Here is a 23,540-nt window from a genome sequence, read left to right on the forward strand (position 1 = left end):
CCCGGGGGCCCCGGGCACTGTCCTGTGGGGCGCACCGCGCGCGGTGCGCCCCACAGGCGTTCCCTCAGGCCGTGTGGCCGCCGTCCACCGAGAACTCCGCCCCCGTGACGTACGCGGAGTCCGGCCCGGCGAGGAAGGACACCATGGCGGCCACCTCCTCGGGGGTGCCGTAGCGCCCGAGCGCCGTCAGCGAGCGCTGCGCGTCCGCGTACGGGCCGTCGGCCGGGTTCATGTCGGTGTCCGTGGGCCCCGGGTGGACCAGGTTGGCGGTGATGCCGCGCCCGCCGAGCTCCCGGGCCAGGGCCTTCGTCAGGCCCGTCATGGCCGCCTTGCTCATCGCGTACAGCGTGCCGCCCGGGCCGGGGACCCGGCCCACCATGCAGCTGCCGACGGTGACGATCCGCCCGCCGGATCCCATGTGCGCCGCCGCGGCCTGCGCGGCCAGGAAGGCGCCCCGGACGTTGACGCCGAGGACCAGGTCCACCTCGGCGGGGCCGAGCGTGTCGATCGGTCCGACCACCCCGGCGCCGGCGTTGTTGACCAGGACGTCGAGCCGCCCCAGCGCCCGTACGGTCTCCTCCACCGCCGTCCGCGGGCCGTCGGCGGAGGCCGCGTCGGCCCGCACCGCCAGGCCCCTGCGGCCCAGCGCCTCGATCTTGCCGACGACCTCGGCCGCCGCCCCGGCGCCGTTGACGTACGTGAGCGCGACGTCGAAGCCGTCCTCGGCCAGCCGCAGCGCGGTGGCCGCTCCGATGCCCCGGCTGCCGCCCGTCACCAGGGCCACCGTGTTGCCGTTCATGTCGTTCCTCCCCGATCCGTTCCCCCGCATTTGGTTGCGGGTTCAATGAAATCCTTGGGAGGCGGACGGCGCTGGCGGGAATCCGACCTGGCGTTCACGCGCGCCGCACCGATGAGTCCGGGCGCCGGCGGGAGTCTGAGGAGGAGAAGCAGTCGACACAAGGAGCGCCGCGCCATGGGCAAGCTGACCCTCACCACCTTCCTGACCCTCGACGGAGTGATGCAGGCCCCCGGAGGGCCCGAAGAGGACGCCAGCGGCGGGTTCGCCTACGGCGGCTGGCTCGTGCCGTTCGACGACGAGGGCATGGGGGAGTTCATGAACGAGGTCTTCGGCCGGGTCGGAGCCTTCCTCCTCGGGCGCCGGACGTACGACATCTTCGCCTCCTACTGGCCGCAGCACGACGATCCGGCCGACCCGATCCCGAACAAGCTCAACCGGCTGCACAAGTACGTCGCCTCGACCACCCTCAAGGAACCCGCCTGGGGACCCGCCACCGTCGTGGACGGGGAGCAGCTCCAGTCGGAGATCGTCCGGATCAAGGACGCCATGGACGGGGAACTCCAGGTGCACGGCAGCGGGCAGCTGGCCCAGTGGCTGCTCGCGCGCGACCTCGTCGACGAGCTGAACCTGCTGGTCTTCCCCGTCTTCCTCGGCGCGGGCCGGCGGCTGTTCCCCACCGGCGGCCTGCCCACGGCCTTCGAGCTGACCGCCTCCCGCACCACCGGCCGCGGGACCGCCATCCACACCTACCGCCCCACCGGCCGCGCCTCCTTCGGCACCTTCGCGGACTGAGCGGGGCGGAGGGGGCCGAACGGGACCGGACCGGGCCGACGGGCCGCCGCGGCCGCGCGGGATATCCGGTCGACCGGGAAGATCCACTCGGTTACCGTGGGTCCGCATCCGTGCGAGCCGCCGACGTCTCCACACCCTCCACCCCGTCGGAGCCGCCCGGTGTCCACCCTCGCCGCCCCCGCGCCCGCCCTCGCCCCCCGCCGCGCCTGGCTCGCGGACCTGCCCGTGCTGCTGGTCGCCGTCGTCTGGGGCGGCAGCTACCTCGCCGCCAAGGGGATCACCACCGCGCACACCGTGATCGCGGTCCTCGTGCTGCGCTTCGCTCTCGTGCTCCCGGTGCTGGTCCTCGCCGGATGGCGGCGGCTGCGCGCGCTGGGCCCCGCCCAGCTGCGCGGCGCCGCGGCGCTGGGCCTCGTACTCGGCGGGATCTTCCTGCTGGAGACCTACGGGGTGGTGCACACCTCCGCCACCAACGCCGGTCTGATCATCAGCCTCACCATGATCTTCACGCCGCTCGCCGAGTCCGCCGTGCGCCGCAGGAAGCCCTCCGCCGCCTTCCTCGGGGCCGCGGCCGTCTCGGTCGCCGGTGTCGTGCTGCTCACCCAGGGCGCCGGCTTCACCGCCCCCGGCCCCGGCGACCTGCTGATCCTCGGTGCGGCCCTGGCCCGCACCCTGCACGTCCTGCTGATGGCGCGGATCAAGGCCGTCCAGGACGCCGACCCGCTCTCCCTGACCACCGTCCAGCTGGGCGCCGCCGTACTGGTCTTCGCCCTGCTCGCGGCCGTCCCCGGGACCGGCGACGGGCCCCGGGCGGCGGCCGCGGACTTCGGCCCCGCCGAATGGGCCGGACTCGCCTTCCTGTCCGTCTTCTGCACCCTCTTCGCCTTCTTCGTGCAGATGTGGGCCGTACGCCGGACCTCCCCGTCCCGCGTCAGCCTGCTGCTGGGCACCGAACCGCTGTGGGCGGCCGCCGCCGGCATCGCGATCGGCGGCGAGCACCTCGGCGCCGCCGGCCTCACCGGAGCCGCCCTCGTCCTGGCCGGCACCGCCTGGGGACGCCGCGCGGCGCGCTGACGGCCCCGGCCCCGCCGGCCGCCGATTGGCCGGTAAACGGCTCCTGCGGGCTTGATCACCCGGCTTACTGTGGCCCGCATGTCCGCCGGAGCCCGCACCCGCGCCCTACAGGTCCGGGAGCTCCTCCAGCCGTACGGGCCGGCGCTCCCGCCGGGAGCGTTCGCAGGCCTCGGCCACCCGGAACGCGGCGAGCGCCTGGATCCCGTCGCAGGGGTTGTCCCCCTCGCCGCGCACCAGCCGTACGAACGCCGCCAGCTCGGCCTCGTAGGCGGGGGCGAACCGCTCCAGGAACCCGGACCACGGCTTGCTCGCCGGGGGCGGCCCGTGCGGCTCCGTCGAGGCGATCGGCGTACGGTCGTCCAGCCCGGAGGAGACCTGGTCCAGCTCCCCGGCCAGTTCCATCCGCACGTCGTACCCGGCGCCGTTGCAACGGGTCCCGGTGCTGCTGACCAGCGTCCCGTCGTCCAGGGTGAGGACGGCGGCGGCCGTGTCGACGTCGCCCGCCTCCCGGAACCGGGCCGGACCCCCGTCGGCGCCGGTCGCGTACACCTCGGCCACCTCGCGCCCGGTCACCCAGCGGACGATGTCGAAGTCGTGCACCAGGCAGTCCCGGTACAGGCCCCCGGAGGACGCCAGGTACCCGGCCGGCGGCGGGGCCGGGTCGGCGGTCATCGTGCGCACCGTGTGCAGCCGCCCCAGGGCACCCGAACGGACCAGCTCGCGGGCGGTCCGGCAGCCCGCGTCGAAACGCCGCATGAAGCCGACCTGGAGCAGCCCCCGGGCCGCTCCGACCTCGCGCAGCACAGCCAGGGTCCGGGCCAGGTCGGGGGCCAGCGGCTTCTCGCAGAACACCGGCAGCCCGCCGCGCACCGCCCGTACCACGAGGTCGGCGTGGCCCTCCGTCGCGCAGGCCACCACCACGGCGTCGACGCCCCAGGTGAAGACCTGGTCGACCGTCGGAGCGGCGGTGGCCCCCAGCCGGTCCGCGAGCCGCGCGGCCCGCCCGGGGTCGGCGTCGGCCAGCAGCAGCGAGCCGGCGTCCGGGTGGCGGGCCAGTGCGGCCGCGTGGAAGGAGCCGATCCGGCCCGTTCCGATCAGCCCGATGCGCATGCACTCAACGTGGCCCCGTACGGGGGACCTGTCAATCTGCCCGGGCATGCCCCGATGACCCTTCATGGTCCACTGTGGCGGATACTGGGCGGCTGAAACCGTAATGACCGATTGATGACGGACGAGGGAAGGGCACGGGGACGTGGCTAGGGTTCGGACAGGGGTACGCGTCGTCGGCGCCGTGCTCGCGGCGGTACTGGGGGCCTCCCTCGCGGGCTGCAGCAGCACGGGCGGCAAGCGCGCCGAGGAACGGGCGAAGGCCGCGGAGGCGGGCAGGCCCGCCGTGTCCACGCCGCGCTGGACCTTCGCGATGATCACCCACGCGGGCGACGGCGACACCTTCTGGGACATCGTGCAGAAGGGCGCCAAGGAGGCCTCCGCGAAGGACAACATCAACTTCGTCTACTCCCACGACGACCAGGCGCAGCAGCAGGCCCAGTTCGTGCAGAACGCCATCGACCAGAAGGTCGACGGGATCATCGTCAGCCTCGCCAAGCCCGAAGCCCTCAAGGACGTCATCGGCAAGGCCGTCAAGGCGGGCATCCCCGTCGTCACGGTCAACTCCGGCTCCGCCCAGTCCGCCGCGTACGGGGCGCTCACCCACATCGGGCAGGACGAGGAGATCGCCGGCGAGGCCGTCGGCACCGAGCTGACCAGGCGCGGGAAGAAGAAGGCCGTCTGCGTCCTGCACGAGCAGGGCAACGTGGGCCACGAGCAGCGCTGCGCGGGGGCGAAGAAGACCTTCGGCGGCAGCATGGAGAACCTGTACGTAGAGGGCACCAACATGCCCTCCGTCCAGGCCGCCATCCAGGCCAAGCTCCAGGCGGACCCGTCCGTCGACTCCGTCGTGACCCTCGGCGCGCCCTTCGCCCCCACCGCCGTCAAGGCGAAGGACGCGGCGGGCAGCAAGGCCGAGGTGGACACCTTCGACCTCAACGAGTCCGTCGCCCGCGACCTGAAGTCCGGGGCGCTGGGCTTCGCCGTGGACCAGCAGCCCTACCTGCAGGGGTACGAGGCCGTGGACCTGCTGTGGCTCTACCGCTACAACGCGGACGTGCTCGGCGGCGGCCGCCCGGTGCTGACCGGGCCGCAGATCGTCACCGCGGCCGAGGCGGCCAAGCTGGAGGAGTACATCAAGCGGGGCAGCCGATGAGCGCCGCCGCCCCCGCGGCCGACGAACGGCTCGCGCCCACCTCGTACGTCCGGCGGCTGCTGGGCCGGCCCGAGCTGGGCGCGGTCGTCGGCGCCGCCGCCGTCTTCGTCTTCTTCTGCTTCGCCGCCGACAGCTTCCTCAAGCCCGCCAGCCTGAGCACGGTCCTGTACTCGGCCTCCACCATCGGCATCATGGCGGTTCCGGTGGCCCTGCTGATGATCGGCGGCGAGTTCGACCTCTCCGCCGGCGTCATGGTGACCACGTCGGCGCTGTTCAGCTCGATGTTCAGCTACCAGATGACCGCCAACGTCTGGGTCGGCGTCCTCGTCTCGCTGCTGGTCACCCTGGCCATCGGCTTCTTCAACGGGTTCATGCTGACCCGCACGAGGCTGCCGAGCTTCATCATCACGCTGGGCACCTTCCTGATGCTGACCGGTCTGAACCTCGGCTTCACCAAGCTGATCAGCGGCTCGGTCTCCACCAAGTCCATCGCCGACATGGAGGGCTTCTCCTCCGCGCGGGCCCTGTTCGCCTCGCAGTGGAACGTCGGCTCGGTCACCCTCAAGGTCACGATCCTGTGGTGGCTGGTGCTGGTCGCCGTCGCCACCTGGATCCTGCTGCGCACCCGCGCCGGGAACTGGATCTTCGCCGTCGGCGGCGGTGCCGACGCGGCGCGCGCCACCGGCGTCCCGGTGGTCAAGACCCGGATCGGCCTCTACATGGGCGTCGCGCTGTGCGCCTGGATCTCCGGGCAGCACATCCTCTTCTCCTTCGACGTCGTCCAGTCGGGCGAGGGCGTCGGCAACGAGTTCCTCTACATCATCGCGGCCGTCATCGGCGGCTGTCTGATGACGGGCGGCTACGGCTCGGCGATCGGCTCGGCCGTCGGCGCCTTCATCTTCGGCATGACCAGCAACGGCATCGTCTACGCGCAGTGGAACCCCGACTGGTTCAAGTTCTTCCTGGGCGCCATGCTGCTGCTCGCCACGCTGCTGAACGCATGGGTCCGCAAGCGGGCGGAGGCGCGGGCATGAGCACGCCACTGGTGAAGCTGACGGACGTCAGCAAGTACTACGGCAACATCCGCGCCCTCCAGGGCGTGTCCCTGGAGGTGTCGGCGGGCGAGATCACCTGCGTGCTCGGCGACAACGGCGCCGGCAAGTCCACCCTCATCAAGATCATCGCGGGGCTGCACCGGCACGACGCCGGCAGCTTCGAGATCGAGGGCGTCGAGACCGAACTGGCCAACCCGCGCGCCGCCCTCGACCACGGCATCGCCACCGTCTACCAGGACCTGGCCGTCGTCCCCCTCATGCCGGTGTGGCGGAACTTCTTCCTCGGCTCGGAACCGACCAAGGGCCGCGGCCCCTTCCGCCGCCTCGACGTCGACCTCATGCGCGAGACCACCCGCACCGAGCTGCTGCGCATGGGGATCGACCTGCGCGACGTCGACCAGCCCATCGGCACCCTCTCCGGCGGCGAGCGGCAGTGCGTGGCCATCGCCCGCGCCGTGTACTTCGGCGCGAAGGTCCTCGTCCTGGACGAGCCCACCGCCGCCCTCGGCGTCAAGCAGTCCGGCGTGGTCCTCAAGTACGTCGCCGCCGCCCGCGACGCGGGCCTCGGCGTGGTCCTCATCACCCACAACCCGCACCACGCCTACCTGGTCGGGAACCGCTTCGTACTCCTCAAGCGGGGTGCCATGGCGGGCAGTCACACCCGCGACTCGATCACCCTGGACGAGCTCACCCGGCAGATGGCGGGCGGCTCGGAGCTGGAGGAGCTGAGCCACGAGCTGGAGCGGGTGGCAGAATCAGGGACGACCACCCCATCCGATCCGGCCACCGACAGGGACGAAACGACTCGATGAGCACGTACCGGGACTTCACGCTCGCCCACCGGGGGGCTGCGCGAGGCACCGTCCTGCGGACCGTCGGGACCCGTGAGCGCCGCTCCCTGCGCACCGCCCCGCGCGTCCCGACCGTCGGCATCGACATCGGCGGCACCAAGGTCATGGCGGGCGTGGTCGACGCCGACGGGGTCATCCTGGAGAAGATCCGCACCGAGACCCCGGACAAGTCCAAGAGCCCCAAGGTCGTCGAGGACACCATCGTCGAGCTGGTGCTCGACCTGTCCGACCGGCACGACGTGCACGCCGTGGGCATCGGCGCCGCCGGCTGGGTCGACGCCGACCGCTCCCGCGTCCTGTTCGCCCCGCACCTGGCCTGGCGCGACGAGCCGCTGCGCGACGCCCTCCAGTCCCGGCTCGCGGTCCCGGTCATGGTGGACAACGACGCCAACACCGCCGCCTGGGCCGAATGGCGCTTCGGCGCCGGCCGCGGCGAGGACCACCTCGTCATGATCACCCTGGGCACCGGCATCGGCGGGGCCATCCTGGAGGGCGGCCAGGTCAAGCGCGGCCGCTTCGGGGTGGCCGGCGAGTTCGGCCACATGCAGGTCGTCCCCGGCGGACACCGCTGCCCCTGCGGCAACCGCGGCTGCTGGGAGCAGTACAGCTCCGGCAACGCCCTGGTCCGCGAGGCCCGCGAGCTGGCAGCCGCCGACTCCCCGGTCGCGTACAACATCATCGCCAAGGTCGGCGGCAACGTCCACGAGATCACCGGCCCCCTCATCACCGAGCTGGCCCGCGAGGGCGACGCCATGTGCGTCGAACTCCTCCAGGACATCGGCCAGTGGCTCGGCGTCGGCATCGCCAACCTCGCCGCCGCCCTGGACCCGTCCTGCTTCGTCATCGGCGGCGGCGTCAGCGCCGCCGACGACCTGCTCATCGGCCCCGCCCGGGACGCCTTCCGCCGCCACCTCACCGGCCGCGGCTACCGCCCCGAGGCCCGCATCGCCAAGGCCCAGCTGGGCCCCGAGGCCGGCATGGTCGGCGCCGCCGACCTCGCCCGGCTGGTCGCCCGCCGCTTCCGCCGCGCCACCCGCCGGCGCGTCGAGCGGCACGAGCGCTACGCGCAGCTGGGCCGGCGCGGCGCCGCGGGCCCCACGGACCCCAAGGATCAGGAACAGCAGTGACTCCGCCCTCCCTGCCCCGCCAGGCCTCCTCCCCCGAAGCGGGCGGTACCCAGCCGCCCACCCCCGAGGAGCGCGAGGACCGCCGGCACACCGTACGGCGCCGCTGGGTCACCGCGATCATCATCGTGCTGCTCATCGGGGTCCCGGCGGGGTACCTGTTCATCTCGGCGCAGCAGAGCCGCCAGAGCGGCAGGGACAAGGCCGCCCGGGTGGGTGCGGTCAAGGTGCGCACCGACTGGCCCTCCAAGGTGCAGCGCAGCATCTACGAGGTGCCGATCCCGCTGATGGCCTCCCACGTCGGCTACCTGGAGACCAACAACTGGCACACCAGCCGGCTGTACGTGCAGTTCCAGGTCACCCCCGCGCAACTGGACACCTTCCTGGCCGGCGTGGGCACGAACCGGGAGGCCCTGACCCCCGGCGTGTCGGTCTCCGACCGGGACGCCAAGGTGGCCGGCTGGAGCTGGAGCCCGAAGCACCGGTGGACCGGGGTCACCCTGGAGGCCCAGGACCCGCGTCCCACCCGCGACGTCACCGTCGACCTCACCAACCCGTCGGCCCCCCGCGTCTACGTGGTCTCCACCACCGTGCCGTAGGCCCGCCACGGCCTATGGTGGGATCATGAAGCTCACCAAACGGCTGCACTCCTGCGTCCAGTTGGAGAAGGACGGGCGCGTGCTCGTCATCGATCCGGGCGCCTTCAGCGAACCGGACGCGGGCCTCGGGGCGGACGTCCTGCTGGTCACCCACGAGCACCCCGACCACTTCGACGAGGGCCGGCTGCGCGCGGCGCTCGACGCCAACCCGGCCGCCGCCCTGTGGACCCTGCGCAGCGTCGCGGACCGGATGGCCGCCGCCTACCCGGGCCGGGTGCACGCCGTGGGCCACGGCGACGCCTTCACCGCCGCCGGCTTCGAGGTCCAGGTCCACGGCGAGCTGCACGCCGTGATCCACCCGGACATCCCGCAGGTCACGAACGTGGGCTACCTCGTGGAGGGCTCCCTCTTCCACCCCGGGGACGCGCTGACCGTGCCGGGCGTCCCGGTGGAGACGCTGATGCTGCCGGTCCACGCGCCGTGGAACAAGGTCGCCGAGGTGATCGACTACGTCCGCGAGGTCAAGCCGGCCCGGGCCATCGACATCCACGACGCCTACCTCGCCGACATCGCCCGGCCCATCTACGACATGGCCCTGGGCACCTTCGGCGGCGCCCCGCACAGCCGCCTCGGCGCAGGCGAGAGCGCCGCGCTCTGACTGTCGGTGCCGGGCGGTAGGTTGGTGTGCATGCGTATCGCCACGTACAACGTCAACTCGATCACCGCCCGGCTGCCGCGCCTGCTGGCCTGGCTGGAGAGCTCCGGCACGGACGTCCTGTGCATCCAGGAGACCAAGTGCTCCGCGGAGCAGTTCCCCGCCGCCGAGCTGCGCGAGCTGGGCTACGAGTCGGTCGTCAACGCCACCGGCCGGTGGAACGGCGTGGCCCTGCTCTCCCGCGTCGGCCTGGAGGACGTCGTCGTGGGGCTGCCCGGCGGCCCCGACTACGAGGGCGTCCAGGAGCCCCGCGCCATCTCCGCCACCTGCGGCGGGGTGCGCGTCTGGTCCGTGTACGTGCCCAACGGCCGCGAGGTCGAGCACGACCACTACGGCTACAAGCTGAACTGGTTCGGCGCCCTGACCACCGCCATCGCCGAGGACGCGGCCGGCACCCGCCCCTTCGCGGTCCTGGGCGACTTCAACGTGGCGCCGACCGACGAGGACGTGTACGACCCGGCCGTCTTCGAGGGGCTCACGCACGTCACCCCCGCCGAGCGGGCCGCCCTGGAGGCCCTGCGCGCCGCCGGCCTCGCCGACGTCGTGCCGCGCGCCCTCAAGTACGACCGCCCGTACACCTTCTGGGACTACCGCCAGCTCGCCTTCCCCAAGAACCGGGGCATGCGCATCGACCTGGTGTACGGGAACGAGCCCTTCGCGAAGGCGGTCAAGGACGCCTACGTGGACCGCGAGGAGCGCAAGGGGAAGGGCGCCTCCGACCACGCCCCGGTCGTGGTCGACCTGGACGTCTAGAAGACGCACGGATCGGGGCGCGCCCTGTGGCCAGCCGGGGATCCTGGTGCCAGGCTGGTCGGTATGAACATCCCTTTCCTGGCCAACTGGCTGAACAGGCACGAAACGGAACAGGGTGCGGGGCTCGCCGCCGCCCTCGCGGATGATCCCGAGGGCGTCGCCGAGCTGTTCTCGGAGTGCGAGATGCTGCGCTCCCAGGCGAGGTCGGCCGGCCTGGAACTCGACCAGACCCCGGCCTCGTTGGAGGCCCTGGACCAGTTGATGCCGCGCTGGCGCCGGGACCCCGAGGCCGTGCCCTGGCTGGGCAACGACGCGGGCTTCTACCTCGGGACCGTGATCGTGCGGAGCCTGCCGGGGGCCGGCTGGCAGGTCTGGCCGAACGGCCAGCCGGTGATCCGGCTCGCGTCCGGGCGGGAGCTCAACGTGATCGAGTCGGGGCTGTCCTGGGCGATGACCGGCTCCCCGGAGCTGAGCCAGGCCTACGCCGAGGCCTCCGAGGGCTGAACGAAGGATCAATGTACGCCAATGTACTTTATGTACCTTTTTGGCGTGTCGAGGTGAAGTGCCCCCGACGGCTGGATAGTTTGCGCTGACCTCGACACACCGACAAGTGGGCAGGGCAGCGTATGGCCGTCGATCCGTTGATCGAGCTGCGGGACGTCAACAAGCACTACGGGGAGTTGCACGTCCTCCAGGACATCAACCTCACCGTCGGCCGCGGGGAGGTGGTGGTGATCATCGGACCGTCCGGGTCCGGGAAGTCCACCCTCTGCCGGACGATCAACCGGCTGGAGACCATCGAGTCCGGCACGATCACCCTCGACGGCCGCCCCCTGCCCGACGAGGGCAAGGAGCTGGCGGGTCTGCGCGCCGAAGTCGGCATGGTCTTCCAGTCCTTCAACCTCTTCGCGCACAAGACCGTCCTGGCCAACGTCTCGCTCGCCCAGATCAAGGTGCGCAGGCGCAAGAGGGAGGAGGCCGACAAGCGCTCCCGGGAGCTCCTGGAACGGGTGGGCCTCGCCAGTCAGGCGGACAAGTACCCGGCCCAGCTCTCCGGCGGCCAGCAGCAGCGCGTGGCCATCGCCCGCGCCCTGGCCATGAACCCCAAGGCGCTCCTCTTCGACGAGCCCACCTCCGCCCTCGACCCCGAGATGATCAACGAGGTGCTGGAGGTCATGCAGCAGCTGGCCCGCGACGGGATGACCATGGTCGTGGTCACCCACGAGATGGGCTTCGCCCGCTCCGCCGCGAACCGCGTCGTCTTCATGGCCGACGGCCGCATCATCGAGGACCGCACCCCGGAGGCCTTCTTCACCGCCCCCGAGAGCGACCGCGCCCGGGACTTCCTCTCCAAGATCCTCAAGCACTGAGGGGCGGCCCGATGAAGCACACCCTGCGCGCCCTCGCCCTGGCCGCACTCCTCCTCGCGACCGCCGCCTGCGGCAAGTCCGGCAGCCCCCCGGTCAAGGGCCCCCAGCCCGAGGACCTGCCCGTCTACAAGGTCGACACCGGCTTCTCGCTGCCCGCCTCGCGCACCTGGGAGAAGGCGAAGAAGCGCGGCCGCCTCGTCGTCGGCGTCAAGGAGGACCAGCCGTACATGGGGGAGAAGGACCCCGCGAGCGGCCGCTACTCCGGCTTCGACATCGAGATCGCCAAGATGATGGCGGCCTCGCTCGGCTTCGACCCCAAGACCATCGAGTTCAAGACCATCGCCTCCGCCAACCGCGAGACCGCCCTCCAGAACGGCCAGATCGACTACTACGTGGGCACCTACACGATCAACGACAACCGCAAGAAGCAGGTCGGCTTCGCGGGCCCCTACTTCATGGCCGGCCAGTCCCTGCTCGTCCGAAGGAACGAGAAGGACATCAAGGGCCCCGAGGACCTCGCCGGGAAGAAGGTCTGCTCCGCCGCCGGCTCCACCCCCTACCAGCGGCTCCAGAAGGAGTTCCCCAAGGCCGTGCTCGTCGCCTACGACACCTACTCGGTCTGCGTGGACAACCTGCTGACCTACCAGGTCGACGCCGTCTCCACCGACGACTCCATCCTCCTCGGCTACGCCGCCAAGGTCCCCGAGGAGCTCAAGGTCGTCGGCAAGCCCTTCTCCAAGGAGCCCTACGGCATCGGCGTCCCCCGCAGCGACAACGCCCTGCGCCTCGCCCTCGACGACGCGCTGGAGGCGGACGAGAAGAACGGCGACTGGAAGAAGGCCTACGAGGCCACCCTCGGCCTCTCCGGCCAGCCCGCCCCCACCCCGCCCGCCATCGACCGCTACCCGGCGAGCTGAGGGAGAGCGCACCCGTGAACGTACTCACCGAGAACTTCGCGCTCTACGGCAAGGGCTTCCTCGGCACCCTCGAACTCACCGTCTACTCCTCGATCGTCGCCCTGGTCCTCGGCTTCCTGATGGCCTCCTTCCGCGTCGCGCCCGTCGGCTCCTTCCGCGTCTTCGGCACGGTCTGGGTGACCGTGCTGCGCAACACCCCGCTCACCCTGCTGTTCTTCGCCGTACTGCTGGGCCTGCCGCGCTTCGGGATCGTCCTGCCCTTCGAGGTGTTCGCCGTCCTCGCGCTCGGCTGCTACACCTCGGCCTTCATCTGCGAGGCGCTGCGCTCCGGCATCAACACCGTGCCCAAGGGGCAGGGCGAGGCCGCGCGCAGCCTGGGCATGTCCTTCGGGCAGACCCTGGGCGCGGTGGTGCTGCCGCAGGCCTTCCGCTCCGTCATCCCGCCCATCGGCTCGACCCTGATCGCCCTCGCGAAGAACTCCGCGATCGCCGGCGCCTTCAGCGTCACCGAGCTGCTGGGCACGTACAAGACCCTCAACGAGCTGGGCTACAGCATCGTCTGGACCTTCGTCTGGATCGCCGTCGGCTACCTGATCATCACCCTGTCCATCAGCGCGGTCTTCCACGTGCTGGAGAAGCGCTACGGAGTCGCCCGATGACCGCGCACGCGCTGCACGGGGACCTGGAGTCCACCGCCCTCTACGACCTGCCCGGGCCCAGGGCCCGGCGCCGCCACTTCCTCTACGGGGTCGTCTCGACGGCGGTGATCCTCGGCCTGCTGGCGTGGATCCTCTACCTGCTCTTCGACACCGACCAGTTCACCGCCGCCAAGTGGACCCCCTTCGAGTACAAGGGCATCCAGGAGCTGCTGCTCAGGGGGCTCGGCAACACCCTGAAGGCCTTCGCGTACGCCTCCGTGTTCTCGCTCGTGCTCGGCGCGGTGCTCGCGACCGGCAGGCTCTCGGTACACCGTCCGGTGCGCTGGGCGGCAACGCTGTGCGTGGAGTTCTTCCGGGCCATGCCGGTGCTGGTGATGATCTTCTTCATCTTCGTGGCGCTGAAGGTCCAGCCGCTGCCCGCCCTGGTGGCGGGGCTGACGCTGTACAACGGCTCGGTGCTCGCCGAGGTCTTCCGTACGGGCATCAACGCGGTGGAGAAGGGCCAGCGCGAGGCGGCGTACGCGCTCGGCATGCGCAAGACGCAGGTGATGACCTTCGTCCTGGCGCCGCAGGCGGTCCGGGCGATGCTGCCCACGATCATCAGCCAGCTGGTGGTGGCCCTCAAGGACACCTCGCTGGGCTTCCTGATCACCTACGAGGAGTTCCTGCACGCGGGCAAGCTGATCGCCTCCAACCTGGACTACGACCTGCCCTTCATCCCCGTAGTGATGATCATCTCGCCGATCTACATCGGCATGTGCATGCTGCTGTCCTGGTTCGCCACCTGGGTCGCGCGGCGCGAGCGGCGGAGCCTGAAGACCCGGGCCGTCGAGGTCGCACCCGCCGAACCGGCCACGCTGCTGCCGGGGAGATAGACGGCCCCCCGGCAGCGGCCGCGGATCACTGTTCGCGCAGCGGCACCGAGACGTACGAGGGATCGGTGCGCGGCGAGGAGAAGGTCAGCTGCGCGCCGGCGGGGTTGTGCTCGATGTAGAGCGGGTCGACCGTGTCGACGACGAGGGCCAGGCGGTGGCCCTCGGGGACGTCGTAGGCGGTGGAGAAGAGGTCGAGGTCGACCCCGAAGGACTGCCCGGGGGCCTTCCCGTGGAAGGTGTACGGGGCGTTGCTGACGAGCTTGCCGATGCCGAGCGGGCCGACGTCGTAGAGGTAGGCGACGAAGGTGCCGTCGCCCTTGGTCGGCGTGACGGTGGTGTGCAGGCGCACGGTGCCGCGGATCCGGCGCTCCTCCTCGTAGCGCGGGGACTGCCAGACCGCGGCGAAGGCGCGGGGGAGCAGCGGGATCGAGGCGGTCGGCGGGGCCTTCGCGAACTGGTCGAGGACGCTGGAGAGGAAGAGGATCCCGCCGTTGGCGCCGGAGTCGACGTTCGCCCAGACGTGCTCGCTGTCGGCGAGCGGGAGCTTCTCGGTGCCGCCGGAGCCGACCGACTTCCAGTCGGCGTAGCCCTCGTACCCGTCGGTGCTGCGGGACTTGAGCTGTACGGGGGCCTCGGTGTCGACCCCGTTGCGCTCGCCCTTGAGGTAGCGGTCGAACCAGCGGTGGGCGTTGGTCCAGGTGTCGTTGGGCAGGCCGAGCAGTCCGGTGGCCTCGGCGGTGGCGTGGTCGCCGGGCCGGAACTCCAGGCGCTTGGGGCCGGTGAGCTTCTCGAAGAACCCGGCGTACTGGTTGGGCGGGAAGATGGTGTCGCCCCAGGCGTTGCCGAGCATGATCGCGGCGCCGTTGGCGTTGATCCGGTCGACCTGCTCGGAGGCGGAGCGCTTCTTGCCCCACTCGATCATCGCCTGCTCGTTCTCCAGCTTCGACCCGAGGAAGTCACCGAGGATCTGCTGGAGTTCGGGTCCGGGGCGCCCGGTGAGCATGCCGGCGGCGCCGAGCATGCCGGCGGCCTGGAGGTGCTGGGTGCGGCCGGAGTAGATGGACTCGATGAGGTCGGCCCAGCCGCTGAGGGCCACCACGGCCTTGACGCGGGGATCGTGCGCGGAGGCCAGCAGGCTGATGCCGGCCCCGTAGGAGACCCCGCCGAGGCCGATGCGGCCGGGGTCGGCGGGGGCGTTGGCGAGGGCCCAGTCGATGACGGCGGAGACGTCGGCGATGTCCGCCGGCCCGGCGGTCTCGATCTGCCCGCCGGAGAGCCAGAAGCCGCGGGAGGTGTAACTCACCACGACGTAGCCGGAGTCGGCGAGCTGCTTGGCCTGGGCGATGTATTCGATCTGCGGCATGCCCCAGCTGGTGGGGAGCACGATCAGCGGGTACTTCCGGCCGGGCTCGGCGCCGGCCGGGGTGAAGACGTTGCCCTTGAGGGTGATGCCGCCCGAGCCGGGGATGTCGTGGAAGCGCACCTGCGAGGACGCGTTGGCCTGCGAGGTGGCGGCGGCGGGGGCCGCCTGGGCCTGATGGGGGGACAGGCCCAGGGCGGTCGCCGCGAGCAGTGCGGCCGCGGCCGCTGCGGTGGTGGGGCGGCTTCTCATCGATCGCTCCTCGCGTGCGCCGGTGTCCAAAAGTGACCCGACGGTAACGGGAGGGGCTTACTCAAGGTAACCCGTGAGTAAGTTACGTAGCGGTAACAATTGAGGGGGGGCAGTCGGCCGCCCGTACGGTCAGCCCTGCTGGGTGCCGCCGCCGGCCAGGGCGCTCTTCGCCTTCCACTGGTCCCACGACAGGTTCCACTCGCCATACCCGTTGCCGAGGTCGGCGTTGCCCTTGGAACCGCTGCCGACCACCTCGAAGGGATCGCCGACCTGCACCCGCTCGTAGAAGGACTTGGCCTCGGCGTCGCTCATGCCCACGCAGCCCGAGCTGGAGTTGACCCGGCCGAAGTTGGCGCTGTTCCAGGGAGCGGCGTGCGCGTACATGCCCGACCAGGTCAGCCGCATCGAGTAGTCGACCATCTTGTCGTAGGAGTCGCCCAGGCCCACCGTCTGGGAGTCCATCCGGATGGTGCCCTCCTTCGACATCAGCACCATCTTCCCGGACCAGGACGCCTTCTGGCCGCCGGGCGTGCCCGCCGAGACCGGGATCGTCTTCACCGTCTGGCCGTCCTCGGACACCGTCATCTTCTTGGTGTCGAGGCTGACCTCCATCCGGCGGTCCTTGCCTATCTTGAACTCGGTGTTGTAATCCCGCGCGAAGAGCCCGCCGCCGGAACCGGAGTCCACGCCGCTCAGCTTCATGTCGACCTTCACGTCGGTGCCGGACTTCCAGTAGTCCTTCGGCCGCCAGTCCACCCGGTCCTTCCCGGAATAGTCCTTGAACCAGCCCCAGGAACCCTCGGTGTTGTTCGAGGTGGTCACCTTCAGCTGCTTCTCGACCTCGGCCTTGTTCTTCACCGGATTGTCGAAGACCAGCGAAACGGGCATCGCGACGCCCACCGTGCTGCCCTTCGGGATGTTGATGGAGACCTTGTTCACCTTGTCCGCGGGCGAGGTCTTGAACTGGGTGCTCGCGCTCTGGCTGGCGGTGTTCTGCGCATCGACCTTGTAGTCGGTGCCGGGGGAGGCGTTGCGCTCCGACGTCCAGGTCCGGCCGTCGGCGGATATCTGTCCGGCCAGCTCCCCGCCCTTGCCGTCCACCACCTTGACCAGGGAGAACTTGCCGTCGGCGAGGGTCACCTTCACGGGCTCGCCGGCCTTGACCTGGTCACCGGTGAGGTTCACCGAGATCGCCATGTCCGGGCCCTTCTCCGTGCCGCCCGCCTTGCCGTCGCCGCCCGCCTTCCCGTCCGAGCCGCCGCCCCCGCAGGCACTGAGGGCGAGGGTCAGCAGTGCGGTGCCCGCCAGCACCGCGTGACGGGTGCGGCGGCGCGGAAGTGCGGTGCGGCGTGTACGGCTCAACGAAAACCCCTCCGGAATAACGGTCGTCCTCAGGTAAGGAGCGAACACGGCCACATTAGGTTGCGCATTCGGCGGAAAAACTTGCCCAGGGCCGTTGTGACATGGGCCGCAGCGGAACTGTTGCCATCCGGTCACATTCGAGGACTTGTGGAATCCGGCCGTCCGGAATTGGCCAACGGGCGGCCTCCGGGGCGGGAAAAGGGCCTTCCGCGTCGGGACGGGGGCCAAAGGACCCTACCGGGACGTGAATTAACCCGGCCCCGGCCGCCGGGTTACCCTCCCACCTTCGGCTCGGCGAAGGGAAAGACCCCGATGTACGGATCCACCAGCAGCGCGGCACCGGGCGCGGCCCCCGCGGCCCCCGCGGGCCCGGCGCCCACGACGGCGGCGGCCGTCACGACGGCCGCCGGGGCCCCGGAGAAGGCCTCGGTGCTGCGCAGCGGCGCGCTGATGGCCGCCGGCTCCGTCGTCTCCCGCGCCACCGGCTTCGTCCGCTCCGCCGTGGTCCTCGCCGCGCTGGGCGCCGGATTCCTCGGAGACGGCTACACCGTCGCCAACACCGTCCCGAACATCATCTACATGCTGCTCATCGGCGGCGCCCTCAACGCCGTCTTCGTCCCCGAGCTGGTCCGCGCCGCCAAGGAGCACCGCGACGGCGGCGCCGCGTACACCGACCGGCTGCTGACCGCCTGCGCCGCGGCGCTCCTCGCGCTCACCGCCGCCGCCGTCCTCGCCGCCCCGCTGATCGTCGACGCGTACACCCCCGCCTCCTACACGGACGCCCAGCGGAGCACCGTCATCGCCCTGGCCCGCTTCTGCCTCCCGCAGATCCTCTTCTACGGGCTGTTCACCCTGCTCGGCCAAGTGCTGAACGCGCGCGGCCGGTTCGGCGCGATGATGTGGACCCCGGTCCTCAACAACGTCGTGATCATCGGCGTCTTCGGCTTCTTCCTGTACGCCTCCGGAGGCGGCCGCGACGCCCTCGACGCCGCCGACACCCGGCTGCTGGGCATCGGCACCACCGCCGGGATCGCCGTCCAGGCCCTCGCCCTCGTCCCCTCGCTGCGCGCCGCCCGCTTCCGCTGGCGCCCCCGCTTCGACTGGCGCGGCAGCGGCCTCACCCGCCCCCTGCGCAACGCGGGCTGGCTGGTCGTGCTCGTCCTCAGCAACCAGATCGCCTACTGGGTGGTGACCAAGCTCTCCACCACCATCGGCGACCGGGCCCCCGGCTACGGCTACGCCGCCTACACCAGCGCCTACCAGCTGTGGATCGTCCCCCAGGGCATCATCACCGTCTCCCTGGTCACCGCCCTCATGCCCCGGATGAGCTCGGCCGCCGCCGACGGCGACCTCACCGCCCTCCGCGAGGACGTCTCCTACGCCCTGCGCTCCAGCGCCGCCCTCGTGGTCCCCGCCGCCGCCCTCTTCGCCGCGCTGGCCCCCTGGGTGATGGACTGCGTCTCCGGATACGGCAAGGTCACCCCCGCCGAGGTCGCGGCCATGGCCGGCATGCTCGCCGCCTTCGCCCCCGGCCTGATCGCCTACTCCGCCCAGTACGCCCTCGCGCGCGGCTTCTACGCCCTCTCCGACACCCGCACCCCCTTCTTCCTCAACCTGGTCATCGTCGCCCTCAACGCCGGCCTGTCCTACGCCGCCTACCTGCTGTTGCCGGTCCGCTGGGCCGTCACCGGCATGGCCGCCGCCACCTCCCTCGCCTTCATCGCGGGCGCCGCCGTCACCGCGTACGCCCTCTCCCGGAGGCTCGGCCCGCGCGCGAAGGCCCGCACCACCGCCGTCACCACCCACCTGCGGCTGCTCGCCGCCTGCCTGCCCGCCGCTGCCGCCGCCTACGCGGCCGCCCGCGCCGCCGCCGGCCTCGGCTCCTTCGCCGCCGCCGGAGCGGGAACCGCCGCGCTCGCCCTGGTCGTCGTACTCCTCGCCCGGCCGCTGCGGCTGGCCGAGATCACCGACCTGCTGGACTCCCTGCGCCGGAAGGTCGGCCGATAGCGGGAGGAAACCACATGAACCACCCTGGAATACTGACCGGATGCCACGCGTACTGCTGATCGAGGACGACCCTTCCATCAGGGAAGGAGTCGGCCTCGGCCTGCGCCGCCGCGGCCACGAGGTGAGCGCCGCCGCCACCGGCGAGGAAGGACTCGCCCTCATCGGCGGCTTCCGCCCCGAGCTCGTCCTGCTGGACCTCATGCTGCCCGGCATCAACGGCGTACAGGTCTGCCGCCGGATCCGCGAGACCAGCCAGGTCCCCATCATCATGCTCACCGCACGCGGCGACGACTTCGACATCGTCGTCGGCCTGGAGGCCGGAGCCGACGACTACATCGTCAAACCCGCCCGCACCGAGATCATCGAGGCCCGGATCAAGGCCGTGCTGCGCCGCCTCAAGGGCCCCGGCGGCCTGCCCGGCGTGGAACACCACGGCGAACTCGCCGTCGACCGCGCCGGACTGACCGTCGCCAAGAACGGCGAGCGCGTCGCCCTCGCACCCAGTGAGCTCAAGCTCCTGCTCCACCTTTCGGCCTCACCCGAACAGGTCTTCTCCCGGCAGCAGCTGCTGGAGTACGTGTGGGAGCACAGCTACCACGCCGACGCCCGGCTCGTGGACGCCTGCGTACGCCGGCTGCGCAACAAGGTCGAGGACCCCGAAGGCCACCCCCGCTACATACAGACCGTGCGGGGCTTCGGCTACCGCTTCGGCCCCCTCTAGGCCGTGCGCCGCCTCCCGCCGCTCGGCCTGCGCACCCGGCTGATCGCCGCGTTCCTGCTCGTCGCCACCATCTGCGCCGTCAGCACCGCCGCCCTCACCTACCGGCAGGCCCGCAGGGCCGTACTGACCCAGAGCCAGGACACCGCCGTCAGCACCCTGCGCGACCAGCTGGAGGGCCAGGGCATGAGCCTGCCCATGGACCGCCAGCAGCTCCAGCGCCTCGTCAACGACCTGGGCAAACGCGGAAAACCCCACTCCTGGGTGGTCTACGGCGAGTACGGCACCCTGCGCGCCTCCTCCAACGGCACCCCCACCACCTCCGCCGTCCTCACCGAGAAGCTGCGCGAGCAGGTCGCGGCCAACCCGCACGGCGCCTTCCAGCGGGTGCAGGACGGCCGCGGCGAGCCCTACCTCACCATCGGCATGCCCGCCGTCTTCACCCGCAACGGCAACCGCGAGCCCACCGGCGTCACCGTCTACGCCGTCATGCCGCTCACCAGCGAACAGCAGACCGTCGACGCCATGGTCGAAGCCGCCAAACAGGGCGCCGTACCGGGCCTGGCCATCTCCCTCGTACCCGCCCTGCTCGCCGCGCGCAGCGTCCTGCGCCCCGTCCGCGACATGCGCCGCGCCGCCCAGAACCTGGGCCGGGGCCGCCTCGACACCCGCATCACCGTCCGGGGCGCCGACGAACTCGCCGGCCTCGCCCGCACCTTCAACGAGACCGCCGGCGCCCTGGAGGAGTCCGTCACCGAGCTGCGGGAGGCGGAGGCCCGGGCCCGCCGCTTCGCCGCCGACGTCTCCCACGAACTGCGCACCCCGCTCGCCGGGATGCTCGCCGTCACCGAGGTCCTCGACGAGGACGCGGCCGGCCTCGACCCCGACACCGCCAAGGCGCTGCGGCTGATCAGCGCCGAGACGGGCAAGCTCGCCGTACTCGTCGAGGACCTGATGGAGATCTCCCGCTTCGACGCCCGCGCCGCCGGACTCAACCTCGACGACGTGGACGTCGCCGAGGCCGTCGGCAAGACCCTGGAGCGCCGCCGCTGGGACGACGACCGGGTCACCACCGACCTCCCCGAAGGGATCCGCGCCCGGCTGGACCCGCGCCGCTTCGACGTGGTCCTCGCCAACCTCGTCGGCAACGCCCTGCGGCACGGCGAGGCCCCCGTACGGGTCGCCGTGCGCACCCAGGAGCACCCCGGCGGACCACGCCTGCTGCTGGAGGTCGCCGACAGCGGACCCGGCATCGCGGAGGAGGTGCTCCCGCACATCTTCGACCGGTTCTACAAGGCCGACGCCGCCCGCGCCCGCTCCGCCGGCAGCGGTCTCGGACTCGCCATCACCCTGGAGAACGTCCGGCTCCACGGCGGCACCCTGAGCGCCGCCAACGGACCGGAAGGGGGCGCCGTGTTCACCCTCGACATGCCCCTGGAGGCCACCGCATGAGCAGCCGTACGCGGACCCGCGCGGCCTGCGCCGCCGCCCTGCTCGGCCAGGCGCTGCTGCTCACCGGCTGCGGGATCAAACCGACCGGGGTCATCGAGAGCGGCGCGGCCGCCAAGGTGGCCGTCGCCGCGCCCGCCCGCACCTCGATGGCCTACTTCGTCACCCCCGAGGGAAGGCTCGCCCCCGCACCGCAGCCCGAGCACACCGGCGACGGCCCCCGCGGCAGCCTGACGGGACTCCTCGCCGGCCCCGGAGCCGCGGAACTGGAAGCAGGGCTCGGCACCCGGCTCCCCCCGGTCGACGCGGCGGGGCTGGAGCAGATCGGCGTCGGCTTCACCGCCCGCGACCGGGTGGAGACACGGCTCCCCTTCCCCGTCGCCGACCTGGACCCGATCGCCCGCCGCCAGCTCGTGTGCAGCGCCCTGTCCACCCTCGCCCCGGCCTTCGAGGTGGTGCTGCGCGGCACCGACACCGCGCTGGAGCCGGCCCGCTGCGAACTCGGGGGCACGGCCTGATCCGAAAGACACGGCCCAGGGGCCACGGGCCCTTGCGGCCGCCCCCGCCGTCCCGCCACCGTGTGGACCATGGAACGCGCCGCCCGGACCGCCGGCATCCCCGACGTCTTCGACCCCCGCCTCTACGCCGAAGGCGTCCCGCACGAGCGCTACCGGCTGCTGCGCGAGCGGCACCCGGTCGCCTGGCAGGAGGAGCCCGAAGTCCAGGGCTGGCCCGCCGGGCCCGGCTTCTGGGCCGTCACCCGGCACGCCGACGTCGTCCGCGTCCTGCGCGACCACACCGCGTACTCCTCCTGGCTCGGCGCCACCCAGATCCGCGACCCCGACCCCGCCGACCTGCCGTTCCTGCGCAGCACCATGCTCAACCAGGACCCTCCCGGGCACGGCCGGCTGCGCCGCCTGGTCTCCCGCGCCTTCACCCCCGCCCGGGTCGACGCCTTCGCGGACCGGGCCCGCGAGCGCGCCCGCACCCTGCTGGCCGCCGCCCGCGACGGCGCCGAGGACGGCGCCGCCGACGTGGTGCGCGCCGTCACCGACGAGTACGCCCTGCTCAACCTCACCGACCTGCTGGGCGTCCCGCCCGCCGACCGGGGCCTGCTGCTGGAGTGGACCGTACGCGTCATCGGCTACCAGGACCCCGAGGACGCCCCCGAACCCCTCCTCGGCCCCGACGGCAAGCCGCTGAACCCGCGCTCCCCGGCCCTGCTCGGCGAGATGTTCGGCTACGCCCGGGAACTCGCCGCGCACAAGCGCGCCCACCCCGGGGACGACGTGATGACCGCCCTCGCCCAGGCCGGACTGGACCCCGCCGAGCTGGAGATGTTCTTCTTCCTGCTCACCGTCGCCGGCAACGACACCGTCCGCAGCGCCGCACCCGGAGGCCTCCTCGCCCTGGCCCGGAACCCGGACGCCTACCGCGGGCTGGCCGACGGCGCCACCGGCACGGACCGGGCCGTCGAGGAACTCCTGCGCGTCCATCCGCCGGTGCTCAGTTTCCGCCGCACCGCCGCCCACGACACCGAACTCGCCGGGACCACGATCCGCGCCGGCGACAAGGTCGTGGTCTTCCACGCCTCCGCCAACCACGACGAACGCGTCTTCCCCGACCCCGGCCGGCTCGACCTCGACCGCTCCCCGAACCCGCACGTCTCCTTCGGCGACGGCCCGCACGTCTGCCTCGGCGCCCACTTCGCCCGGCTCCAGCTGCGCACCCTCTACGAGGAGTGGCGTACGGCGATGCCCGCGCCCGAACTCGCGGGGGAGCCGCGCCGGCTGGTCTCCAACTTCATCAACGGCATCACCCGGCTGCCGCTGCGGGTGTCCGCGCCGCGGCGGTGACGTCGGCCACCAGCTCCGTCACGTCCGGGCCGTAGGCGTCGGAGTTGACCACCTTCAGCACCAGGCAGAACGACTCCCGCCGGTACTTCCGGGCCAGCTCCCGGTGGTTGCGGGCCAGGTAGCGGGCGCCCGCCTGGTTGCTGACCGCCGTCTGCCCGGATATGAGGAACACCGGCCGGGTTCCCGGTCCGGTCATCAGCCGGGCCAGCAGCACGTGTTCCACCCGGCCCTTCTGCCAGGGGTAGCTCTCCCCGCCCACCTGGATCGCCAGGCGGTCCGGTGCCGGCCCGTCGAAGGCGCCGACCCGCACGCCGGGCAGCATGGAGGCCAGGTGGGCCACCGTCCGCGTGTTCGAGGAGGGGCCGCCCACGCAGAACTCCGAACGCTCGCCGATGCCTTGGCGGACTCCGTCGTGCGAGACGAGCTGAAGGGTCGCACCGCAGTCCTTGATCAGGGCGGATGTCTCCAGCAGGGCGAACGCGTCGTTGCGGTGGACCGACCACGCGTCGGCGTCCGGCTTCCGGTTCACCACGAACAGGCAGTCCGCCCCGGCCGGCAGTCCGAAGAAGGCCTGTTTGCGGCGGAGCGCCCGACGCCACAGGTACGTCCGCGTGAACCAGCCGAAGCCACCGCTGACGGCGGTGGCCACCAACCCGAGCACTATGTTGCGCACGTCGTCGTTCATGCGGC

Annotated in this window: 24 protein-coding genes; 19 read left to right on the top strand and 5 right to left on the bottom strand. The window is 71.8% G+C overall.

Features of this window, described 5'->3' with window-relative positions:
• Positions 1-64: 64 nt before the first annotated feature.
• Positions 65-799, bottom strand: a complete 735-nt coding sequence (locus tag ACQKM2_RS24250; protein WP_427713093.1) for an SDR family NAD(P)-dependent oxidoreductase — start codon at positions 797-799, stop codon at positions 65-67.
• Between the two features lie 174 nt (positions 800-973).
• On the opposite strand from ACQKM2_RS24250, the gene ACQKM2_RS24255 reads away from it, so the two are divergent.
• Both ACQKM2_RS24255 and ACQKM2_RS24260 read left to right on the top strand, forming a co-directional pair.
• The gene (locus ACQKM2_RS24255) at positions 974-1,591 is read left to right on the top strand and encodes a dihydrofolate reductase family protein (protein WP_427713096.1); all 618 of its coding nucleotides are present in this window, start codon (positions 974-976) and stop codon (positions 1,589-1,591) included.
• Positions 1,592-1,750: 159 nt separating this feature from the next.
• Entirely contained in the window at positions 1,751-2,665 is a 915-nt protein-coding gene (locus tag ACQKM2_RS24260) for a DMT family transporter (protein WP_427713098.1), read from the top strand.
• Positions 2,666-2,770: 105 nt separating this feature from the next.
• Here the strand turns inward: ACQKM2_RS24260 and ACQKM2_RS24265 are convergent, their stop codons facing one another.
• Positions 2,771-3,775 (bottom strand): Gfo/Idh/MocA family protein, encoded by a 1,005-nt coding sequence (locus ACQKM2_RS24265; protein WP_427713101.1) that lies wholly within the window; start codon positions 3,773-3,775, stop codon positions 2,771-2,773.
• Positions 3,776-3,917: 142 nt separating this feature from the next.
• Here ACQKM2_RS24265 and ACQKM2_RS24270 point away from each other — a divergent pair, with 142 nt between their 5' ends.
• The 12 genes from ACQKM2_RS24270 (at position 3,918) to ACQKM2_RS24325 (ending at position 13,846) form a co-directional block, all read left to right on the top strand.
• Entirely contained in the window at positions 3,918-4,928 is a 1,011-nt protein-coding gene (locus tag ACQKM2_RS24270) for a sugar ABC transporter substrate-binding protein (protein ID WP_427713103.1), read from the top strand.
• The gene (locus ACQKM2_RS24275; RefSeq protein WP_427713106.1) at positions 4,925-5,962 is read left to right on the top strand and encodes an ABC transporter permease; all 1,038 of its coding nucleotides are present in this window, start codon (positions 4,925-4,927) and stop codon (positions 5,960-5,962) included. The genes ACQKM2_RS24270 and ACQKM2_RS24275 overlap by 4 nt, the downstream gene beginning before the upstream one ends.
• On the top strand, positions 5,959-6,795 hold the full coding sequence (locus ACQKM2_RS24280) for an ATP-binding cassette domain-containing protein (RefSeq protein WP_427713108.1): 837 nt from the start codon (positions 5,959-5,961) through the stop codon (positions 6,793-6,795). The genes ACQKM2_RS24275 and ACQKM2_RS24280 overlap by 4 nt, the downstream gene beginning before the upstream one ends.
• Complete coding sequence (locus ACQKM2_RS24285; RefSeq protein WP_427713111.1) at positions 6,792-7,961, top strand: ROK family glucokinase; 1,170 nt, start codon at positions 6,792-6,794, stop codon at positions 7,959-7,961. Before ACQKM2_RS24280 ends, ACQKM2_RS24285 begins: the two co-directional genes overlap by 4 nt.
• Positions 7,958-8,557: a hypothetical protein gene (locus ACQKM2_RS24290; protein ID WP_427713114.1), complete on the top strand. Its 600-nt coding sequence runs from the start codon at positions 7,958-7,960 to the stop codon at positions 8,555-8,557. Before ACQKM2_RS24285 ends, ACQKM2_RS24290 begins: the two co-directional genes overlap by 4 nt.
• A 25-nt stretch (positions 8,558-8,582) precedes the next feature.
• The gene (locus ACQKM2_RS24295) at positions 8,583-9,215 is read left to right on the top strand and encodes an MBL fold metallo-hydrolase (protein WP_427713116.1); all 633 of its coding nucleotides are present in this window, start codon (positions 8,583-8,585) and stop codon (positions 9,213-9,215) included.
• A gap of 30 nt (positions 9,216-9,245) precedes the next feature.
• Complete coding sequence (locus ACQKM2_RS24300; RefSeq protein WP_427713118.1) at positions 9,246-10,025, top strand: exodeoxyribonuclease III; 780 nt, start codon at positions 9,246-9,248, stop codon at positions 10,023-10,025.
• A 63-nt stretch (positions 10,026-10,088) separates the two neighbouring features.
• On the top strand, positions 10,089-10,529 hold the full coding sequence (locus ACQKM2_RS24305; RefSeq protein ID WP_427713121.1) for a DUF6278 family protein: 441 nt from the start codon (positions 10,089-10,091) through the stop codon (positions 10,527-10,529).
• 122 nt (positions 10,530-10,651) lie between these two features.
• Complete coding sequence (locus tag ACQKM2_RS24310; protein WP_427713123.1) at positions 10,652-11,395, top strand: amino acid ABC transporter ATP-binding protein; 744 nt, start codon at positions 10,652-10,654, stop codon at positions 11,393-11,395.
• Positions 11,396-11,406: 11 nt separating this feature from the next.
• Entirely contained in the window at positions 11,407-12,312 is a 906-nt protein-coding gene (locus tag ACQKM2_RS24315; RefSeq protein WP_427713125.1) for a glutamate ABC transporter substrate-binding protein, read from the top strand.
• 14 nt (positions 12,313-12,326) lie between these two features.
• Positions 12,327-12,971: an amino acid ABC transporter permease gene (locus tag ACQKM2_RS24320; protein WP_427713128.1), complete on the top strand. Its 645-nt coding sequence runs from the start codon at positions 12,327-12,329 to the stop codon at positions 12,969-12,971.
• On the top strand, positions 12,968-13,846 hold the full coding sequence (locus tag ACQKM2_RS24325; RefSeq protein ID WP_427713130.1) for an amino acid ABC transporter permease: 879 nt from the start codon (positions 12,968-12,970) through the stop codon (positions 13,844-13,846). The genes ACQKM2_RS24320 and ACQKM2_RS24325 overlap by 4 nt, the downstream gene beginning before the upstream one ends.
• A gap of 25 nt (positions 13,847-13,871) precedes the next feature.
• On the opposite strand, the gene ACQKM2_RS24330 is transcribed toward ACQKM2_RS24325, so the two are convergent.
• Complete coding sequence (locus ACQKM2_RS24330) at positions 13,872-15,458, bottom strand: CocE/NonD family hydrolase (protein ID WP_427713132.1); 1,587 nt, start codon at positions 15,456-15,458, stop codon at positions 13,872-13,874.
• Between the two features lie 129 nt (positions 15,459-15,587).
• Positions 15,588-16,820: an Ig-like domain-containing protein gene (locus tag ACQKM2_RS24335; RefSeq protein ID WP_427713135.1), complete on the bottom strand. Its 1,233-nt coding sequence runs from the start codon at positions 16,818-16,820 to the stop codon at positions 15,588-15,590.
• 312 nt (positions 16,821-17,132) lie between these two features.
• Here ACQKM2_RS24335 and murJ point away from each other — a divergent pair, with 312 nt between their 5' ends.
• From murJ to ACQKM2_RS24360, 5 genes are all read left to right on the top strand, one after another.
• Positions 17,133-18,827 carry a murein biosynthesis integral membrane protein MurJ gene (gene murJ / locus ACQKM2_RS24340; protein ID WP_427713136.1) on the top strand — a complete coding sequence of 565 codons (1,695 nt, stop codon included), beginning with the start codon at positions 17,133-17,135 and terminating at the stop codon, positions 18,825-18,827.
• 40 nt (positions 18,828-18,867) lie between these two features.
• Positions 18,868-19,548 carry a response regulator gene (locus ACQKM2_RS24345; protein WP_427713138.1) on the top strand — a complete coding sequence of 227 codons (681 nt, stop codon included), beginning with the start codon at positions 18,868-18,870 and terminating at the stop codon, positions 19,546-19,548.
• 3 nt (positions 19,549-19,551) lie between these two features.
• Positions 19,552-20,997 carry an ATP-binding protein gene (locus ACQKM2_RS24350; protein ID WP_427713140.1) on the top strand — a complete coding sequence of 482 codons (1,446 nt, stop codon included), beginning with the start codon at positions 19,552-19,554 and terminating at the stop codon, positions 20,995-20,997.
• On the top strand, positions 20,994-21,512 hold the full coding sequence (locus tag ACQKM2_RS24355) for a hypothetical protein (protein WP_427713142.1): 519 nt from the start codon (positions 20,994-20,996) through the stop codon (positions 21,510-21,512). The genes ACQKM2_RS24350 and ACQKM2_RS24355 overlap by 4 nt, the downstream gene beginning before the upstream one ends.
• A gap of 69 nt (positions 21,513-21,581) precedes the next feature.
• A complete protein-coding gene (locus ACQKM2_RS24360) occupies positions 21,582-22,850 on the top strand; it encodes a cytochrome P450 (protein WP_427713145.1) in 1,269 nt (422 codons plus the stop codon).
• On the opposite strand, the gene ACQKM2_RS24365 is transcribed toward ACQKM2_RS24360, so the two are convergent.
• A complete protein-coding gene (locus ACQKM2_RS24365; RefSeq protein ID WP_427713147.1) occupies positions 22,810-23,535 on the bottom strand; it encodes a hypothetical protein in 726 nt (241 codons plus the stop codon). The genes ACQKM2_RS24360 and ACQKM2_RS24365 overlap by 41 nt on opposite strands.
• Between the last annotated feature and the right edge of the window lie 5 nt (positions 23,536-23,540).

The organism is Streptomyces sp. NPDC004126, from assembly GCF_050275515.1.
Lineage (GTDB): Bacteria > Actinomycetota > Actinomycetes > Streptomycetales > Streptomycetaceae > Streptomyces.

Excerpts from the sequence above, each read along its gene's own strand:
- ACQKM2_RS24355 (WP_427713142.1), top strand. The coding sequence starts at position 20,994 with ATGAGCAGCCGTACGCGGACCCGCGCGGCCTGCGCCGCCGCCCTGCTC.
- ACQKM2_RS24360 (WP_427713145.1), top strand. The coding sequence starts at position 21,582 with ATGGAACGCGCCGCCCGGACCGCCGGCATCCCCGACGTCTTCGACCCC.
- ACQKM2_RS24265 (WP_427713101.1), bottom strand. The coding sequence starts at position 3,775 with ATGCGCATCGGGCTGATCGGAACGGGCCGGATCGGCTCCTTCCACGCG.
- ACQKM2_RS24295 (WP_427713116.1), top strand. The coding sequence starts at position 8,583 with ATGAAGCTCACCAAACGGCTGCACTCCTGCGTCCAGTTGGAGAAGGAC.
- ACQKM2_RS24330 (WP_427713132.1), bottom strand. The coding sequence starts at position 15,458 with ATGAGAAGCCGCCCCACCACCGCAGCGGCCGCGGCCGCACTGCTCGCG.
- ACQKM2_RS24300 (WP_427713118.1), top strand. The coding sequence starts at position 9,246 with ATGCGTATCGCCACGTACAACGTCAACTCGATCACCGCCCGGCTGCCG.
- ACQKM2_RS24255 (WP_427713096.1), top strand. The coding sequence starts at position 974 with ATGGGCAAGCTGACCCTCACCACCTTCCTGACCCTCGACGGAGTGATG.
- ACQKM2_RS24315 (WP_427713125.1), top strand. The coding sequence starts at position 11,407 with ATGAAGCACACCCTGCGCGCCCTCGCCCTGGCCGCACTCCTCCTCGCG.
- ACQKM2_RS24285 (WP_427713111.1), top strand. The coding sequence starts at position 6,792 with ATGAGCACGTACCGGGACTTCACGCTCGCCCACCGGGGGGCTGCGCGA.
- ACQKM2_RS24280 (WP_427713108.1), top strand. The coding sequence starts at position 5,959 with ATGAGCACGCCACTGGTGAAGCTGACGGACGTCAGCAAGTACTACGGC.
- ACQKM2_RS24345 (WP_427713138.1), top strand. The coding sequence starts at position 18,868 with ATGCCACGCGTACTGCTGATCGAGGACGACCCTTCCATCAGGGAAGGA.
- ACQKM2_RS24310 (WP_427713123.1), top strand. The coding sequence starts at position 10,652 with ATGGCCGTCGATCCGTTGATCGAGCTGCGGGACGTCAACAAGCACTAC.
- ACQKM2_RS24365 (WP_427713147.1), bottom strand. The coding sequence starts at position 23,535 with ATGAACGACGACGTGCGCAACATAGTGCTCGGGTTGGTGGCCACCGCC.
- ACQKM2_RS24250 (WP_427713093.1), bottom strand. The coding sequence starts at position 799 with ATGAACGGCAACACGGTGGCCCTGGTGACGGGCGGCAGCCGGGGCATC.
- ACQKM2_RS24305 (WP_427713121.1), top strand. The coding sequence starts at position 10,089 with ATGAACATCCCTTTCCTGGCCAACTGGCTGAACAGGCACGAAACGGAA.
- ACQKM2_RS24325 (WP_427713130.1), top strand. The coding sequence starts at position 12,968 with ATGACCGCGCACGCGCTGCACGGGGACCTGGAGTCCACCGCCCTCTAC.
- murJ (WP_427713136.1), top strand. The coding sequence starts at position 17,133 with ATGTACGGATCCACCAGCAGCGCGGCACCGGGCGCGGCCCCCGCGGCC.
- ACQKM2_RS24275 (WP_427713106.1), top strand. The coding sequence starts at position 4,925 with ATGAGCGCCGCCGCCCCCGCGGCCGACGAACGGCTCGCGCCCACCTCG.